Below are 18,596 nucleotides of genomic sequence, written 5' to 3' on the forward strand. Positions count from 1 at the left end.
TCTCTTCTCTCCGTCCCCTGAACAGGGGGCTTAGTCCTTGGGTTTTCAGGGGTCCGGCGGCTCCGGAGAACCGCCGGGATTGGTGGGTTAGGCGCTGTACTTCTTGATCACTTCGTCGGCGACGTGTTGCGGCACCGGCTCATAGTGGTCGTACTGCATGGTGAACACCGCCCGGCCCTGCGACATGCCGCGCAGCGTGTTCACATAGCCGAACATGTTGGCCAGCGGCACGAAGGCGTTCACCACCGTGGCGTTGCCGCGCATGTCCTGGCTCTGGATCATGCCGCGACGGCCGTTCAGGTCGCCGATGACCGAGCCGAGGTAGTCCTCGGGGGTCACGACCTCGACCGCCATGATCGGCTCGAGCAGCTTGGGCGCGCCCTTCTCCTTCAGTTCGCGGAAGGCGGCGCGGGCCGCGATCTCGAACGCCAGCACGCTGGAGTCGACGTCGTGGTATTTGCCGTCCGTCAGGGTCGCCTTGAAGTCGATCAGCGGGAAGCCGGCCAGCAGGCCGCTGTCCTTGATGGACTCGAGACCCTTCTGGACGCCCGGGATGTATTCCTTGGGCACGGCGCCGCCGACGATCGAGCTCTCGAACACGAAGCCCGAACCCGGCTCGCCCGGTTCGAAGGTGATCATGACGCGGGCGAACTGGCCCGTGCCGCCGGTCTGCTTCTTGTGGGTGTAGTCGATGTCGACCTTGCGGCCGAGCGATTCACGGTAGGCCACCTGCGGCGCGCCGATGGTGGCGTCGACCTTGTAGGTGCGGCGCAGGATGTCGATCTTGATGTCCAGGTGCAGCTCGCCCATCCCCTTGAGGATGGTCTGGCCGGACTCGTGGTCGGTCGAGACGGTGAACGACGGGTCCTCCGAGGCCAGCTTGGCCAGGGCGACGCCCAGCTTCTCCTGATCGGCCTTGGTCTTGGGCTCGACCGAGATCTCGATGACCGGGGCCGGGAATTCCATCTTCTCGAGGATGACCGGCGACTTGATCGGATCGCACAGGGTGTCGCCCGTGCGGGTGTCCTTGAGGCCGGCCAGGGCGACGATGTCGCCGGCGTAGGCTTCCTTGATGTCCTGGCGGTCGTTGGAGTGCATCAGCAGCATGCGGCCGACGCGCTCCTTCTTGTCGCGGCTCGAGTTGAGCAGGCCCATGCCGGTTTCCATGATGCCGGAATAGATGCGGCAGAAGGTCAGCGAGCCGACGAACGGGTCGTCCATGATCTTGAAGGCGAGGACCGACAGGGGCTCGTCGTCGGAGGCCTTGCGGACCACCGGCTCTTCGGTGCGGTAGTCGAGGCCCGGGGTCGGCGGAATGTCGACCGGCGACGGCAGGTAGTCGACGACGGCGTCGAGCAGGGTCTGGACTCCCTTGTTCTTGAAGGCCGAGCCGCACAGGATCGGATAGAAGGCGCCGGTGAGCACGGCCTTGCGGATGCACTTCTTCAGCGTCTCTTCCGACGGCTCCTGGCCGTCGAGGTAGGCTTCCATCGCCTCGTCGTCGAGCTCGACCGCATTGTCGATCAGGTACTGGCGGGCCTCATTGGCCTTGTCCATCAGGTCGGCCGGGATGTCGCCGACGGTGAAGTTGGCGCCGAGGGCGTCGTTGTCCCAGACCACCGACTTCATCGCGACCAGGTCGACCAGGCCCGACAGCGAGCTCTCGGAGCCGATCGGGAACTGGATCGGCACGGCCTTGGCGCCGAGGCGGTCGCGGATCGACTGGACCGAAGCGTCGAAGTCGGCGCCGATCTTGTCCATCTTGTTGACGAAGACGATGCGCGGCACCGAATATTTGTCGGCCTGGCGCCAGACGGTCTCGGTCTGGGGCTCCACGCCGGCGTTGCCGTCCAGCACCGTCACGGCGCCGTCGAGCACGCGCAGCGAGCGCTCGACCTCGATGGTGAAGTCCACGTGGCCGGGGGTGTCGATGATGTTGAGGCGCTTCTCTTTCCAGAAGGCGGTCGTCGCGGCGGACGTGATGGTGATGCCGCGCTCCTGCTCCTGGTCCATCCAGTCCATGGTGGCGGCGCCGTCATGGACCTCGCCGATCTTGTGGGACTTGCCGGTGTAGAACAGAATCCGCTCGGTCGTCGTCGTCTTGCCCGCGTCGATGTGGGCCATGATGCCGAAGTTGCGGTAGTCCTCGATCTTGTGAGTGCGGGCCATGAAAGCGTGCCTTGAAGTGAGTTCAGGACGCGTTTCGCGCCCTCGGGGAGATCTTCGTCTGTCTGGATAAGCAGGCGCGGGCGATTTAGCTCAAACCGCCCGCGCCGGATAGTCGGTAGATAGGAGCCGATGGAGGCTCCTTGAAGGCGTTACCAGCGGTAGTGGCTGAAGGCGCGGTTGGCTTCGGCCATCTTGTGGGTGTCTTCGCGCTTCTTGACCGCGGTGCCGCGGTTGTTCGAAGCGTCCAGCAGCTCGGCGGCCAGCTTTTCCGTCATGGTGTTCTCACCACGCTTGCGGGCGGCGTTGACCAGCCAGCGGATGGCCAGCGCCTTGCGGCGATCCGGGCGAACCTCGACCGGCACCTGATAGGTGGCCCCGCCGACGCGGCGCGAACGCACTTCGACCGCCGGAGCGACGTTTTCCAGCGCGGAGTGGAAAGTCGCGACAGGCTCCTGGTCCTTCTTCTTGTCGGCCAGGATGTCGAACGCGCCGTAGACGATGTTCTCGGCGACGGCTTTTTTGCCCTCGTACATGACGTAGTTCATGAACTTGGTGACGGTCAGATCCTTGAATTTGGGATCCGGCAGAACTTCGCGCTTCTGTGCGCGGTGACGACGTGACATGGGCCTGGCCTTCTAAAGCAGTCTCTGGAGTCCCGGCGGAACCGGGAAAATCTGGGGTGGCGGGGTCGCTTACTTCGGACGCTTGGCGCCGTAGTGCGAACGGCGCTGCTTGCGGTCCTTGACGCCTTGGGTGTCGAGCACGCCGCGCAGGATGTGGTAGCGAACGCCGGGCAAGTCCTTGACGCGGCCGCCGCGGATCAGGACCACCGAGTGCTCCTGCAGATTGTGGCCCTCGCCGGGGATGTAGCACACGGCTTCGATGCCTGTGGTCAGACGCACCTTGGCGACCTTACGGAGCGCGGAGTTCGGCTTCTTCGGGGTCGTCGTATAGACGCGGGTGCAGACGCCGCGGCGCTGCGGGCAGCCCTTCAGGGCCGGGACCTTGTTGCGGACCGGCTTGGGGGCGCGCGGCTTGCGGATCAGCTGGTTGATAGTCGGCATCGAGTACTCGTTCTCTTCTAATCGATGGGGGCGTGTGCCTTTCGGCCGGAGCGCCCCGGTGAGCCTTCTTTTCGGACGACGCCGATGCGCCGCCCCGGGTTTGATTTCGAGCAGCAAGCGCGACAAACAGAAAAGCCGGAACGCGCGCTTCGGGCGTTCCGGCGGGCGACAGCCCGGTCGTTCGATTGTCACGATCCCGACGAACGCTGACGCGCCCGCCTCGAAAGTGGGCGGCTTCTACGCCGGGAGGAGCCTGGGGTCAAGGGCGCCCGCCCGGGCGGTCATGCAATCGCAGGCCGCAATACGGCCACGCTCACACCCTCCACTGGCGGCGGACGCAGGGAGGATCGATGGCCGGGCCGGCGTGGGTGTCGCCTTCGGGAGCCGGACGCTGGCGAACGCCGGCGATCGTGGCGGCGTCGCTGGGCCTGCACGCCGTGGTGCTGGGCTATATCGGCTTCAAGGCCTTCACCCCCCTCCGATACTACGGCGAGACGGGGGTCATCGACGATCCGATATTCCCGTGGCCGACTATCTATGCCGAGATCGAGCCGCGCCCCCTGCTCCCTGGCGAAGCGGCGCGAACGCGCGAGACCCCCGCGCCAAACGACTGGACGCCCACCCTCCCGGATGCCGGAACGCGGCGAAGCCCGACCGCCGGTGCGACGGGGTCCGCGATCCCTCTCGACCCGTCCGGATCGCCAGTCCCCCGGACCACCGCTTACGGGGCTCCTTCCCCACCGGCGGATGTCGGCACCGCGGCGTGGCGAGTGCGGCCTGGAGCGACGGGCGACCGGCTCGACGCTGGCCCGCGTGTCAACGCCGTGACCTGCGCAAGCCCCGGACTGCTGTCCCCCGAAGACCGTATCCTGTGTGACAGTCGCTTTGCGCAGCGGGCGAGGCTGGCCTCTCCGGTCGCGGGGACCGACAATGCCGACCGCGACGCCCGCTTCGCCCGTCAAGGCGCACGGGCGCTCGCCCGCTACGAGGCGCGACGAGCGCCCCTGTCCGATGCGGACGATCCGCCCTGCGACAAGTCCGGGCCGATCGCGGAATGCGAACTGGAGATCCACGTCGACCTGTTCTCATCAACACGGGGTTGGCTGCCCAACCTGAGGGGCGACGATGACGATTGAGCGCCCGGCCCGACTGTGGAACCCGGTATGGCCCCGGCGCGCCGAGCGCTGGCGCAGGCCGGCGATCGTGGCCGTGTCGCTTGGTCTTCACGCGCTGGTGCTGGGCCTGATCGGGCTTCGCTCGTTCGGGCTGGATGCGCCGGCCGGTCCGGTCGAACGGACCATCTATGTGGAGATAGAGCCCCGCCCCCTGCTGACCGGCGAGGTGGCGCGGGTGCGGCCGCCGCCAGCCCGGCCTGATACGCCTTCGCAAGCCCTGCCCGACGCCGGCGCGCCGAGCGCGCAGGCCGATCCGTTCCGCAGACTTGAGGATGACGACGACCAGCCCACCCCCCGGCTCACCGCGCCCGGGGCCCCTGCCCCGCCCGCCGATGTCGGTACGGCGCCGTGGCGGGTGCGGCCCGAGACGATGGGCGATCGGGTCGGGCGGGGTCTGCGGACGAGCCCGGTCGGCTGCGCCAGCTCCGGCCTGCTTACCGCGGCCGAACGCGCGGTCTGCGACGATCGGCTGGGAGAGCGCGCCGCCGCCGCCGCGCCGATCGAGGGCTCCGGCAATCCGGAGCGCGACGCCCGCTTCGCCCGCGAGGGCGCGCGGGCCCTGGCCGAGTACGAGGCCCGCCGCCGCCCGCTGAGCGGCGGGATCGGCATCGTGGGGCCGCAGGAAGGGCCGGGCGGGAACTTCGGCATGGGTGTGGCCGGGGCCCACCTCGACCCGTCGCTGCGACCGGATTCCACCACCAACATCCGCACCCGGCGGGACCGGAACCGGGAGGCCGAAGAGGACTGACCCTCCCCCTCCCCGCCCCGCTCAAGCAGCGAGCGCCCGCGGTGCGAGCGTAGCGCCCAAAAGAAAAGGGCGGCCCCGTCGCCGGAGCCGCCCTCTTCAGTTCAGTCCGAACCCGGAGATCAGCCTTCGCTGTTCTCCAGCTCCAGGGCCAGGTCGGCCGGGAGCGGCTCGATGGCCTCTTCGCGGGCCTGGGTCAGCTCGGCGTCGCGCTCGTTGGCCACCTTCTGCAGCGAGCGCAGGTAGGCGCCGGTGCCCGCCGGGATCAGCCGGCCGACGATGACGTTCTCCTTCAGGCCTTCCAGCGTGTCCTTCTTGCCGTTGACCGAAGCGTCGGTGAGGACGCGGGTGGTCTCCTGGAAGGACGCCGCCGAGATGAAGCTGCGGGTCTGCAGCGACGCCTTGGTGATGCCCAGCAGGACCGGCTGGGTGGTGGCCGGACGGCCGCCACGCTTCTCGACCTTCTGGTTCTCGAGCACGGCTTCCGCCACCTCGACCGTGTCGCCACGGATCAGGGTGGTCTCGCCCGAGTCGAGGATCTCGACCTTCTGCAGCATCTGGCGAACGATCACCTCGATGTGCTTGTCGTTGATCGGCACGCCCTGCAGTCGGTAGACCTCCTGCACTTCGTTCACCAGATACTCGGCCAGCGCCTCGACGCCCTGGATGCGCAGCAGGTCGTGCGGATCCGGATTGCCGTCGATGATGTAGTCGCCCTTGTTGATCAGATCGCCGTCGTGGACGGAGATGTGCTTGCCCTTGGGGATCAGGAACTCGACCGCATCGCCCTGCACGCCGTCCGCATTGGGCTCGGGCGTGATCTTGATGCGGCGCTTGTTCTTGTAGTCGCGCCCGAACTCGACGCGGCCGTCCATCTCGGCGATGACCGCGCAGTCCTTGGGACGACGCGCCTCGAACAGCTCGGCCACCCGCGGCAGACCGCCGGTGATGTCGCGGGTCTTGGCTCCCTCGGTCGGCACGCGGGCGATGATCTCGCCCGGCTTGACCACGTCGCCGTTGTTCACGGACAGAACCGCGCCCACCGGCAGCAGGTAACGGGCGTCGGAGCCCGAGGCCAGCTTGGCGTATTCGTCGCCCTTGGTGACGCCCATGGCCGGACGCAGGTCCGCGCCGCGCGGGCTGGCGCGCCAGTCGGAGACGACGCGCTGGGCGATGCCCGTGGCCTCGTCGGTCTCTTCCTTGACGGACAGCCCCTCGACCAGATCCTCGAAGCGGATGGTGCCGCCCACTTCGGTCAGGATCGGCGAGGTGTAGGGGTCCCACTCGGCCAGACGCTGGCTGCGCTTGACCTCGGCGCCCTCGGTGACCCGCAGGCGGGCGCCGTAGGGCAGCTTGTGGGTCTCGCGGTCCTTGCCGTCGACCACGATGGTGATCGTCACGTTGCGGCTCATGGCCACCAGGTCGCCGTGGGCCGCCTTGACGGTCGGTCCGGCGATCCTGGCCGTACCGGCGTTGGTCGCCTCGTAGAACGAGGTCTCCGCCACCTGGGCCGTGCCGCCGATGTGGAAGGTCCGCATCGTCAGCTGGGTGCCGGGCTCGCCGATCGACTGGGCGGCGATGACGCCGACCGCTTCGCCGATGTTGACGTTGGTCCCGCGGGCCAGGTCACGGCCGTAGCAGTAGGCGCAGATGCCGGCTTCCGCCTCGCAGGTCAGGGCCGAGCGGACCTTGACCGACTGGACGCCGGCGTCGTCGATGACCTCGACCTCTTCTTCCTGCAGGTAGGTGTCGGCGGGGAACAGGACGTTATCGGTGCCCGGCTCCTTGATGTCCTCGGCCGCGTAACGGCCCAGCACCCGCTGACCCAGCGAGACCAGCACGTCGCCGCCTTCGACCACGGCGCGCAGGGTGATGCCCCGCGTCGAGCCGCAATCGTCCTCGGTGACGATCGAGTCCTGCGCCACGTCGACCAGACGACGCGTCAGATAGCCGGAGTTGGCGGTCTTCAGCGCGGTGTCGGCCAGACCCTTGCGGGCGCCGTGGGTGGAGTTGAAGTACTCAAGGACGGTCAGGCCTTCCTTGAAGTTCGAGATGATCGGCGTCTCGATGATCTCGCCCGAGGGCTTGGCCATCAGGCCGCGCATGCCGCCCAGCTGCTTCATCTGGGCCTGCGAACCGCGGGCGCCGGAGTTGGCCATCATGAACACCGAGTTGATGTCCGGGTTCTGGCCCTTGGCCAGCACGCGCGGCTGGGCGATCTCGCCCATCATCGCATCGGCGATCTTGTCCGTGGCCTTGGCCCAGGCGTCGACGACCTTGTTGTACTTCTCGCCCTTGGTGATCAGGCCGTCGGCGTACTGTTGCTCGTACTCCTCGACCTGGGTCCGGGTGGCTGCGACCAGGGTGGCCTTGGCGGCCGGGATGACGATGTCGTCCTTGCCGAACGAAATGCCGGCCTTGGCGGCCTCGCGGAAGCCCAGCTGCATCATCTGGTCGGCGAAGATGACCGTCGCCTTCTGACCGCAGTGGCGATAGACCTGATCGATCAGGTTGCCGATTTCCTTCTTGGTCAGGTTCTTCTCGAGCAGCCGGTAGCCGATGTTGGCGTTGTGCGGCAGCAGGGCGCCCAGCTTCATCCGGCCCGGGGTCGTGTCGATGACCTTGGTGATGACTTCGCCGGCGGCGTTCATCTCGGTCCAGCGGGCCTTGATCTTGGTGTGCAGGGTCACGACGCCGGCGTCGAGCGCCGCGTCGATCTCGCCCATGTTGGCGAACAGCTTGCCCTCGCCCTTCTCGCCTTCCTTGACCAGCGAGAGGTAGTAGAGGCCCAGCACGATGTCCTGCGACGGCACGATGATCGGCTTGCCGTTGGCGGGCGACAGGATGTTGTTGGTCGACATCATCAGGACGCGCGCTTCCAGCTGCGCTTCAAGCGACAGCGGAACGTGAACGGCCATCTGGTCGCCGTCGAAGTCGGCGTTGAAGGCGGTGCAGACCAGCGGGTGCAGGCGGATGGCCTTGCCCTCGATCAGCTTCGGCTCGAACGCCTGGATGCCCAGACGGTGCAGGGTCGGGGCGCGGTTCAGCAGCACCGGGTGCTCACGGATGACCTCGTCGAGGATATCCCACACCTGCGGCTGCTCGCGCTCGACCATGCGCTTGGACTGCTTGACCGTGCCGGACAGGCCCTTGGCGTCGAGGCGCGCGTAGATGAACGGCTTGAACAGCTCCAGCGCCATCTTCTTGGGCAGGCCGCACTCGTGCAGCTTCAGCTCGGGACCGACGGTGATGACCGAACGGCCCGAATAGTCGACGCGCTTGCCCAGAAGGTTCTGGCGGAAGCGGCCCTGCTTGCCCTTCAGCATGTCGGCGAGCGACTTCAGCGGGCGCTTGTTGGCGCCGGTAATGACGCGGCCGCGACGGCCGTTGTCGAACAGGGCGTCGACCGACTCCTGCAGCATCCGCTTTTCGTTGCGGATGATGATGTCCGGCGCGCGCAGCTCGATCAGGCGCTTCAGGCGGTTGTTGCGGTTGATGACCCGGCGATACAGGTCGTTCAGGTCGGACGTGGCGAAGCGGCCGCCGTCCAGCGGCACCAGCGGGCGCAGTTCCGGCGGGATCACCGGCACGACCGTCAGGATCATCCACTCGGGCTTGTTGCCGCTCTCAAGGAAGGCCTCGATCAGCTTCAGGCGCTTGGAGGCCTTCTTGGCCTTCATTTCCGAGGGGCTGTCGGCCAGTTCGCCGCGGTGCTTCTCGGCTTCGGCGTGCAGGTCGATGCCGATCAGCAGATTGCGCACGGCCTCGGCGCCGATCTCGGCGGTGAAGCCGTCATCGCCGAACTCGTCCTGGTAGCGGTAGAACTCGTCTTCCGTCAGCAACTGGTTCTGCTTCAGCGGGGTCAGGCCCGGCTCGGTGACGATGTAGTTCTCGAAATACAGGACGCGCTCGACGTCCTTCAGCGCCATGTCCAGCATCAGCGAGATGCGCGACGGCAGCGACTTCAGGAACCAGATGTGGGCGACCGGGGCGGCCAGTTCGATATGGCCCATCCGCTCGCGCCGGACGCGGGCGAGGGTGACCTCGACGCCGCACTTCTCGCAGATAATGCCCTTGTACTTCATGCGCTTGTACTTGCCGCACAGGCATTCGTAGTCCTTGGTCGGGCCAAAGATACGGGCGCAGAACAGGCCGTCACGCTCGGGCTTGAACGTGCGGTAGTTGATCGTTTCCGGCTTCTTGATCTCGCCGAACGACCACGACCGGATCTTCTCCGGCGAAGCCAGGGCGATCTTGATCTGGTCGAAGGTCGGGGTGACCGGGACCGGGTTGAAGATGTTCAGGACTTCCTGGTTCATCTTGATTCCTTCTGCGGGGCTTCCCGCGTAATTTCATGTGGAGAGAGCGAGAGACCGTCCCTCCCCGCTTGCGCGAGGAGGGATCATCCGGTCGGTCAGCTGTTCTCCAGCTCCACGTTCAGGCCCAGCGAGCGCATTTCCTTGACGAGCACGTTGAAGCTCTCGGGAATGCCCGCCTCGAAGCTGTCGTCGCCGCGGACGATGGCCTCGTAGACCTTGGTGCGTCCGGCCACGTCGTCGGACTTCACCGTCAGCATCTCCTGCAGGGTGTAGGCCGCGCCGTAGGCTTCCAGCGCCCACACCTCCATCTCGCCGAAGCGCTGTCCGCCGAACTGCGCCTTGCCGCCCAGCGGCTGCTGGGTGACCAGCGAGTACGGGCCGATCGAGCGGGCGTGGATCTTGTCGTCCACCAGGTGGTGCAGCTTCAGCATGTAGATGTAGCCGACGGTGACCGGGCGCTTGAACTGCTCGCCGGTCTGGCCGTCATAGACGATCGACTGACCGGTGCGATCCAGGCCCGCCTTCTCCAGCAGGTCCTCGATGTCGTTGATGTGCGCGCCATCGAACACCGGCGTGGCGAAGGGCACGCCCTTCGACAGGTTGCGGGCCAACTCGACCAGGTCCTCCTCCGATTCCGGAAGCGGCGTGTCCTTGCCGTAGATGCTGGTCAGGTGGTCGACCAGCGCCTTCTTCTGTCCGCCCTGTTGCCAGGCTTCCAGCAGGCCCTGGATCTGCTTGCCGAGACCGGCCGCAGCCCAGCCCAGATGGGTTTCGAAGATCTGGCCGATGTTCATGCGCGAGGGCACGCCCAGCGGGTTCAGAACCAGGTCGACGGTGGTGCCGTCTTCCAGGTGCGGCATGTCCTCGATCGGAAGGATCTTGGAGATGACGCCCTTGTTGCCGTGACGGCCGGCCATCTTGTCGCCGGGCTGAAGCTTGCGCTTCACGGCCACGAAGACCTTGACCATCTTCATCACGCCCGGGGGCAGTTCGTCGCCGCGCTGCAGCTTCTCGACCTTGTCCTCGAAGCGGCGGTCGAGCGCCTTGCGGGCGTCCTCGAACTGCTTCTTCATGGCCTCGAGCTCGCCCATCGCCTTCTCGTCGTCGAGGGCGATCTGCCACCACAGGCCGCGCGACAGCTCGTTGAGCTTGTCTTCCGTGACCTTGCCGCGGCCCAGGCCCTTGGGACCCGAGGTGGCGTTCTTGTCGAGGATCAGCGGCTTCAGGCGGCCATAGACGTTGCGCTCCAGGATCTTGAGCTCATCGTCCCGGTCCTTGCCCAGGCGTTCGATCTCGGCGCGCTCGATGGCGACCGCGCGTTCGTCCTTGTCGACGCCGTGGCGGTTGAACACGCGCACGTCGACGATGGTGCCGGCGACGCCGGGCGGCAGGCGCAGGCTGGTGTCGCGGACGTCCGAAGCCTTCTCGCCGAAGATGGCGCGCAGCAGCTTCTCTTCCGGCGTCATCGGGCTCTCGCCCTTGGGCGTGACCTTGCCGCACAGGATGTCGCCCGGCTGAACCTCGGCGCCGATCGCCACGATGCCGGCCTCGTCGAGGTTGCGCAGGGCTTCCTCGCCGACGTTCGGGATGTCGCGGGTGATCTCTTCCGGGCCCAGCTTGGTGTCGCGGGCCATGACCTCGAACTCCTCGATGTGGATCGAGGTGAAGACGTCGTCGCGCACGATGCGCTCGGAGATCAGGATCGAGTCTTCGAAGTTGTAGCCGTTCCACGGCATGAAGGCGACGAGGGCGTTGCGGCCCAGGGCCAGTTCACCCAGGTCCGTCGACGGGCCGTCGGCGATGACGTCGCCGGCCTTCACCTCATCGCCCACGCGCACGATCGGGCGCTGGTTGATGCAGGTCGACTGGTTGGAACGCTGGAACTTCGACAGGCGGTAGATGTCGACACCCGAACGGCTGGCGTCCTGCTCGTTGGTGGCGCGCACGACGATGCGGGTGCCGTCGATCTGTTCGACGACGCCGTCACGCTTGGCGACCACGACCGCGCCCGAGTCCACGGCCACGACCGCTTCCATGCCGGTGCCGACCAGCGGCGCGTCCGACTGCACCAGCGGCACGGCCTGACGCTGCATGTTGGCGCCCATCAGCGCGCGGTTGGCGTCGTCGTTCTCAAGGAACGGGATCAGGGCGGCGGCGACCGAAACGACCTGTTTCGGCGACACGTCCATCATGTCCACGTCGGCCTTGATCAGCAGCTGGGAGTCGCCGTTGATCCGGCCGGGGACCAGGTCCTCGACGATCTCGCCGTTCTTCAGCTCGATGTTGGCCTGGGCGATGGTGTATTTCGCCTCTTCCATGGCCGAGATGTAGACCACCTCGTCCGTGGCCTTGCCGTCCTTGACGCGCCGGTAGGGGCTTTCGATGAAGCCGTACTTGTTGACCCGCGCGTGGGTGGCCAGCGAGTTGATCAGGCCGATGTTCGGGCCTTCCGGCGTCTCGATCGGGCAGATGCGGCCGTAGTGGGTCGGGTGGACGTCGCGGACCTCGAAGCCGGCGCGCTCGCGCGTCAGGCCGCCCGGGCCGAGCGCCGAAAGGCGGCGCTTGTGGGTGATCTCGGACAGCGGGTTGGTCTGGTCCATGAACTGCGACAGCTGCGACGAGCCGAAGAACTCGCGCACGGCCGCGGCGGCCGGCTTGGCGTTGATCAGGTCGTGCGGCATCACCGTGTCGATATCGACCGAGGACATGCGCTCCTTGATGGCGCGCTCCATCCGCAGGAGGCCGACGCGATACTGGTTCTCCAGCAGCTCGCCGACCGAACGGACCCGGCGGTTGCCCAGGTTGTCGATGTCGTCGATCTCGCCCTGGCCGTCCTTCAGGCCGACGAGGATCTGCAGCACGCGCAGGACGTCATCCTTGCGCAGCACGCGGATCTCGTCCGAGACCTCGGGAGTCTCCAGACGCATGTTCATCTTGACCCGGCCGACGGCCGACAGGTCGTAGCGCTCGCTGTCGAAGAACAGCGAGTTGAACATGGCCTCGGCGGCTTCCGGGGTCGGCGGCTCGCCCGGACGCATGACGCGGTAGACGTCGAACAGCGCGTCCTCGCGGCCGGTGTTCTTGTCGATGCGCAGGGTGTTGCGCATGTAGGCGCCGACCGTGACGTGGTCGATGTCCAGCACGTCGATGGTGGTGAAGCCGTGGCTTTCCAGCAGTTCGATGGTGGGCTGGTCCAGCTCGTCGCCGGCCTCGGCGTAGATCTCGCCGGTCTCGTAGTTGACGGCGTCGGCGGCCAGATACTTGCCCAGCAGAGCGTCGGCGGCCAGCGACAGCGAGGTCGTCGTGTCGCCCAGCTTCTTGGCCTGGCGGGCGCTGATCTTGGTCCCGGCGGCGGCGATCACCTCGCCGGTGTCGGCGTCGACCAGGTCGAATTCCGGCTTCACCCCGCGCCAGCGCTCGGCCTTATAGGGCGTGACCCAGCCTTCGCCGCGCTTCTCGTAGGGCACGGTCTCGTAGAAGGTCTTGAGGATTTCCTCGCCGTCCATGCCCAGACCCATCAGGAAGGTCGAGGCCGGCAGCTTCCGGCGGCGGTCGATGCGGACGTAGACGATGTCCTTGGCGTCGAACTCGAAGTCGAGCCACGAACCGCGGTAGGGGATGACGCGGGCGGCGAACAGCAGCTTGCCCGAGCTGTGCGTCTTGCCCTTGTCGTGGTCGAAGAAGACGCCCGGCGACCGGTGCATCTGCGAGACGATGACCCGCTCGGTCCCGTTGACGATGAAGGTGCCCTTGTCCGTCATCAGGGGGATGTCCCCCATGTAGACGTCCTGCTCCTTGATGTCCTTGACCGAGCGCGCGCCGGTCTCCTCGTCCGATTCAAAGACGATCAGGCGCAGCTTGACCTTCAGCGGCGCGGCATAGGTCATGTCGCGCTGGATGCATTCCTCGACGTCGTACTTCGGGTCCTCGAACTCGTAGGAGACGTATTCCAGGATGGCGCGCTCGTTGAAGTCCTTGATCGGGAAGACCGACTTGAACACCGCCTCGATGCCCTGGTCCTTGCGCGGCCCCGAGCGGACCTCGCGCTGCAGGAACTGCTCGTAGGAGGCGCGCTGAACCTCGATCAGGTTCGGCATCTGCACCGCTTCGGGGATCCGCCCGAAGGAGTGGCGGATGCGCTTCTTGCCGGTGAACGAGGTGGCGGTGGCGAACTGACCGTTGACGGCGAGTTCGGCGTTGGACTTGGCCATTCTGTCTTCCCAATGCGCGAGGCCGGGCAGCCCGCGCTCAATGCAGCAGCCACGGCTCCGCCAATCCGGCGACCCGTGACCATCGGTTTCGGCGTCCACCCTCGGGCCTTGCGGTCCCAGGACACCTGAAATGTAAGGCTCCCTTGGGGAGGAGCGCGCCTTCGCACCGGTCGGAGGGCGACAAACCGGGCCTCGGCGCTTTCGCGCGTATCTCTCACGGAGTTAGCGGAACGCGCTGATATACTCGCTTTGACGGCGAAATAAAGACCGTCGTCATCCTTTTTCGGAAGTGGCCGGAATACGCCGGCTCCCGCGCGCGCCGCGCTGCCCATTGCTTTGCAACGACAGGAAAAATAGCGTCGCCGCATGAATCGCATCGCGCTCGCGGCGGCCGCCGCCCTCATCCTTTCGGCCTGCGCCTCGACCGGGCCGAACCCGTACGACTTTTCGGGCCCGGCGACCCAGGCCAACTGGGACGCCGGCAACGCCGCCTATCTGACCTGGAACGCCGCGCGCGGCGGGTGGACCACCACCGCCTCCGGCCTGCAGTACCGCCGCGTCGGCCGCGCCAATCCGGACGGCCGCCAGCCGGCCTCGACCGATACGGTCAAGGTCCACTACCGCGGGACCTTCGTCGACGGGCGGGAGTTCGACAGCAGCTACGTCCGCAACGAGCCGGCCGAATTCCCGCTGAACCGCGTCATCAAGGGCTGGACCGAGGGCGTCGGCCTGATGCGCGAGGGCGAGAAGTTCGAGTTCGTGATTCCCGCTTCGCTGGGTTACGGCGACCGCTGGGTCGGCGGCGACGAACTGCCGCCCAATTCGACCCTGCTGTTCACGGTCGAACTGCTCGAGGTGAAGCCGGCGGGCTGACCCGGAGCCAGACCGGCCGGAACCGCGAACATGACAGGGATTTAATCCGTCGATCCGTCGCGGCGCTCTAGCTTGCCGTTGAACCTCACTGACCGAGAACCTCCGATGATGCGTTCCGCCCGCCTGCTCGCCTCCGCCTGCGCCGCCGCCCTGCTGTTCGGGTCCGCTCCGGCCCTGGCCCAGGTGGGGACGCCGGCGCTGGACCGGGCCCTGGCGCCGATCCCGGCTCCCCGCGACGCCCCCTACCCCGGCGTGATCTCGCTGGAGATGGACGCCACCGACCTCGACCGCCGCATCGTATCGGTGAAGCAGACGGTCCCGGTCACCGGCCCGGGGCCGATGATCCTGCTCTATCCGTCGTGGCTGCCGGGCAACCACGGCCCGGTCGGTCCCGTGGACGACATCGCCGACCTGCACTTCAGCGCCAACGGCCAGCCGCTGCGTTGGGTGCGCCACACGGTCGAGACCAACGGCTTCCAGATCGACGTGCCCGCCGGCGTCTCCTCGATCGACGTGTCCTTCAAGTGGCTGACCCCCATCGACGGCAGCCAGGGCCGCGTCGTCATCACCGACGAGATGCTGAACATCCAGTGGGAGAAGGCGGTCCTCTATCCCGCCGGCTACGACACCAGCGGCATCACCATGCGCCCGACCCTGCGCCTGCCTGCCGGCTGGCGGTACGGCACGGCGCTGGACACCGAGAGCTTCGAGAACGGCGTGGCGACCTTCGCGCCGATCAGCCTCGAGCATTTCGCCGACAGCCCGCTGTTCGCCGGGGCCCACTATCGCCAGATCGACCTCGACCCGGGCGGCCGTTCGCCGGTGCGCCTGAACATTGTCGCCGACGACCCCGACATGCTGGCCGCCACCGACGCGCATATCGAACTGCACCGTAACCTCGTCGACCAGGCCGACCGCCTGTTCGGCGCGCGGCATTTCAACCACTACGACTTCCTGCTCGCCGTCACCGACCGGCTGGGCGGCATCGGGCTGGAGCACCACCGCTCGTCCGAAAACAGCGTCGACCCCAAATACTTCACCGCCTCCAACGACACGCTCGGCGACCGCGATCTGCTCGGTCACGAATATACCCACTCGTGGAACGGCAAGTGGCGGCGTCCCGCGGATCAGCTGACGGCCAACTTCAACGAGCCGCTGCAGAACTCCCTCCTGTGGGTCTACGAGGGCCAGACCCAGTACTGGGGCCAGGTGCTGACCACCCGCGCCGGCCTGCTCAGCAAGGAGCTTGAGCTCGGTTCGCTGGCCATGACCGCCGCCACCTACGGGCTGAGCCCCGGCCGGGCGTGGCGCGCCATGCAGGACACCACCAACGATCCGATCATCGCCCAGCGCCGACCGCAGCCCTGGGGGACCTTCCAGCGCAGCGAGGACTACTATTCGGAAGGCGCCCTGATCTGGCTCGACGCCGACACCTGGATCCGCGAGCAGTCGGGCGGCCGCCGCTCGCTGGACGATTTCGCCAGGGCCTTCTTCGGCGTCGAGGACGGCAACTGGGACCCCGCCCCCTACACCTTCGACGACATCGTTCGCACGCTGAACGAGGTCCAGCCGAACGACTGGGCGACCTTCCTGCGCACGCGGCTGGACGCCGTCGGCGCCGACGCTCCCATGCCGCTGGACGGCATCGAGCGCGGCGGCTACCGCCTCGTCTTCAAGGAAGAGCCCAACGCCTATCAGAAGGCGCTCTACACCGAATTCGGGCGCAACGATTTCCAGTATTCCCTGGGCATCCGCACCGACAACGCCAACCGCATTTCGCTGGTCCGCTGGGGCTCGCCGGCGTTCGAGGCGGGGCTGACCTCGGGCTGGGAGATCGTGGCGGTCAACGGCCGAACCGCCAGCCCGGGCGCCATTTCCGAAGCCATCACCGCCTCGAAGGGCAACGCCACGCCGATCGAAATGATGCTCAAGAAGGGCGAGCGCTTCCGCACCGTGCGCTTCGACTACCACGACGGCCTGCGCTACCCCCACCTCGAGCGGATCGAGGGCGCTCCCGACCGTCTGGGCGATATCCTCGCCCCGCGCCGCCGCTGATCGCGAGGAACGAACCGATGCTGAAGCCCGCCGCCCTCGCCCTGCTCCTCGCCTCCGCCGCGGTTCCAGCCATGGCCCAGGTCCCCGCCTCGCAGGCGCAAACGCCCCTGCCCGCCCCGACCAGCCTGCCGCATCCGCTGCCGCCGATCCCGGCGCCGCAGGATCGGGACTATCCGGGCGTCATCGCCATCGAGGCCGACCTGACCGACCTCGACCGCCAGATCATCCGGGTGCGCCAGACCGTCCCGGTCAGCGCCGGTCCCCTGGTGCTGCAATATCCCAAATTCATTCCCGGAAACCACGCCGACACCGGGCCGATCCAGCTGATCTCTGGCCTCACGGTCACCGGCGCCGGGGAGCGGATCGAATGGGTGCGCGACACGGTCGATCCGCACGCCTTCCACCTCGACATCCCGGCCGGCGTGACCTCGATCGACGTGGCTTTCGAATGGCTCACCCAGCCGAGCAACGCCGTCTGGCGCGTGGTCATGACCCCGGAGATGGTCAATCTGCAGTGGGAGAAGGCGCTGCTCTATCCCGCCGGCTACGCCCACAGCCGCATCACCTTCGCGCCGTCGGTCAAGCTGCCGGCCGGCTGGCGGCAGGGTTCGGCGCTGGAGGCGACCGGCCGCGAGGGCGACACGATCACCTTCGCCCCGATCTCGCTGGAGCACCTCGCCGACAGCCCGATGTTCGCCGGCGCCCACTACCGCCAGATCGACCTCGATCCGGGCGGCCGCTCACCCGTGCGCCTGAACATCGTCGCCGACGCTCCCGAGAACCTCGCCCCGTCCGACGAACAGATCGCCAGGCTGCGCGCACTCGTCGACCAGGCCGACTACCTCTACGGAGCCCGGCACTACGACCGCTACGACTTCCTGCTGGCCCTGACCGACCGGATGGGAGGCATCGGCCTCGAGCATCACCGGTCGTCGGAGAATTCGGCGTCGCCCGGCTTCTTCACGGAGGGCTTCGAGAAGAATTTCGGCACCCTGGCCCTGCTGCCGCACGAGTACACCCACAGCTGGAACGGCAAGTTCCGGCGGCCGTCCGACGAATACGTGCCCAACCTCAACGTTCCGACCCAGAACACGCTGATGTGGGTCTACGAGGGCCAGACGGAATACTGGGGCGAGGTGCTGACGGCCCGCTCGGGTCTGGCCTCGAAGGAAGAGCAGCTGGCGGTCATCGCCGAGATCGCCGCCTTCTACGAGAACCAGCCGGGCCGCCAGTGGCGCGCGCTGCAGGACACCACCAACCACAACCTGCTGGGCTATCGCACCTCCAACCCGTGGCCGTCATGGATGCGCGGCACCGGCGACTATTACCGCGAGGCGCTGCTGATCTGGCTGGACGCCGACACCCTGATCCGCGAGGCGACCAACAATCGCAAATCCCTCGATGATTTCGCCAAGGCCTTCTACGGGGTCGAGGACGGCGTCTGGGAAGCCCGGCCCTATACGTTCGAAGACGTGGTCGAGCACCTGAACGCGGTCCATCCGCACGACTGGGCGACCTTCCTGCGCAGCCGGCTGGACGCCGTCGGCCCGGAGGCCCGGGCGCCGCTGGACGGCATCGCCCGCGGCGGCTACCGCCTGACCTACGTCGACAGCCTGACCCCGGTCGAAAAGCGGGTGCAGGGCGGCTGGGCCAACAATTTCCAATACTCGCTGGGCTTCACCCTGGGTTCGGGGAACCGCATCACCGGCGTCCGCTGGGGCGGCCCCGCCTACGAACAGGGCCTCGGCGCCGGATGGGAGCTTGTGGCCGTGGGCGACCGCACGGCCTCGGCCGAGGCGCTCCGCGACGCCGTCACCGCGGCGAAGGGCGCGAGCGATCCGATCGTGCTGGTGGTCAAGCGCGGCGACGAGTTCCGCACCGTCAGCCTCGACTACCACGACGGCCTTCGCTACCCGCGTCTCGAGCGCGTCGAAGGGACGCCTGACCGTCTGGACGATATTCTCGAACCGCGGAGGCGGTAGGAG

At 67.2% G+C, this 18,596-nt stretch carries 10 protein-coding genes; 5 read left to right on the forward strand and 5 right to left on the reverse strand.

The genetic code is table 11. The annotated features are described in order from the left end of the window. Positions 1–87 precede the first annotated feature (87 nt). From fusA to rpsL, 3 genes are all read right to left on the reverse strand, one after another. Positions 88–2,169, reverse strand: a complete 2,082-nt coding sequence (gene fusA, locus ACSQ1L_RS13585; protein WP_435995485.1) for an elongation factor G — start codon at positions 2,167–2,169, stop codon at positions 88–90. Between the two features lie 149 nt (positions 2,170–2,318). Next, positions 2,319–2,792 (reverse strand): 30S ribosomal protein S7, encoded by a 474-nt coding sequence (gene rpsG, locus ACSQ1L_RS13590; RefSeq protein ID WP_183254056.1) that lies wholly within the window; start codon positions 2,790–2,792, stop codon positions 2,319–2,321. A gap of 69 nt (positions 2,793–2,861) precedes the next feature. Continuing rightward, positions 2,862–3,233: a 30S ribosomal protein S12 gene (rpsL, locus tag ACSQ1L_RS13595; RefSeq protein WP_056453566.1), complete on the reverse strand. Its 372-nt coding sequence runs from the start codon at positions 3,231–3,233 to the stop codon at positions 2,862–2,864. A gap of 350 nt (positions 3,234–3,583) precedes the next feature. Here rpsL and ACSQ1L_RS13600 point away from each other — a divergent pair, with 350 nt between their 5' ends. Beyond that, positions 3,584–4,369: a hypothetical protein gene (locus tag ACSQ1L_RS13600; protein WP_435995487.1), complete on the forward strand. Its 786-nt coding sequence runs from the start codon at positions 3,584–3,586 to the stop codon at positions 4,367–4,369. A gap of 67 nt (positions 4,370–4,436) precedes the next feature. Further along, positions 4,437–5,156 carry a hypothetical protein gene (locus ACSQ1L_RS13605; protein ID WP_435995489.1) on the forward strand — a complete coding sequence of 240 codons (720 nt, stop codon included), beginning with the start codon at positions 4,437–4,439 and terminating at the stop codon, positions 5,154–5,156. A gap of 119 nt (positions 5,157–5,275) precedes the next feature. Here ACSQ1L_RS13605 and rpoC read toward each other — a convergent pair whose 3' ends face one another. Continuing rightward, positions 5,276–9,472 (reverse strand): DNA-directed RNA polymerase subunit beta', encoded by a 4,197-nt coding sequence (rpoC, locus tag ACSQ1L_RS13610; protein WP_435995491.1) that lies wholly within the window; start codon positions 9,470–9,472, stop codon positions 5,276–5,278. Between the two features lie 95 nt (positions 9,473–9,567). Continuing rightward, positions 9,568–13,683 (reverse strand): DNA-directed RNA polymerase subunit beta, encoded by a 4,116-nt coding sequence (gene rpoB, locus ACSQ1L_RS13615; RefSeq protein WP_435995493.1) that lies wholly within the window; start codon positions 13,681–13,683, stop codon positions 9,568–9,570. A gap of 366 nt (positions 13,684–14,049) precedes the next feature. Here rpoB and ACSQ1L_RS13620 point away from each other — a divergent pair, with 366 nt between their 5' ends. The 3 genes from ACSQ1L_RS13620 to ACSQ1L_RS13630 all read left to right on the forward strand — a co-directional run bounded on the left by ACSQ1L_RS13620 (position 14,050) and on the right by ACSQ1L_RS13630 (position 18,593). Further along, positions 14,050–14,556, forward strand: a complete 507-nt coding sequence (locus tag ACSQ1L_RS13620) for an FKBP-type peptidyl-prolyl cis-trans isomerase (protein ID WP_435995495.1) — start codon at positions 14,050–14,052, stop codon at positions 14,554–14,556. Positions 14,557–14,664: 108 nt separating this feature from the next. Then, positions 14,665–16,611 carry a M61 family metallopeptidase gene (locus ACSQ1L_RS13625; protein WP_435995534.1) on the forward strand — a complete coding sequence of 649 codons (1,947 nt, stop codon included), beginning with the start codon at positions 14,665–14,667 and terminating at the stop codon, positions 16,609–16,611. Positions 16,612–16,628: 17 nt separating this feature from the next. Then, entirely contained in the window at positions 16,629–18,593 is a 1,965-nt protein-coding gene (locus ACSQ1L_RS13630; RefSeq protein ID WP_435995497.1) for a M61 family metallopeptidase, read from the forward strand. Positions 18,594–18,596 lie beyond the last annotated feature (3 nt).

The sequence above is a fragment of the Brevundimonas sp. LjRoot202 genome (assembly GCF_964253355.1).
In the GTDB taxonomy this organism is placed as follows: domain Bacteria; phylum Pseudomonadota; class Alphaproteobacteria; order Caulobacterales; family Caulobacteraceae; genus Brevundimonas.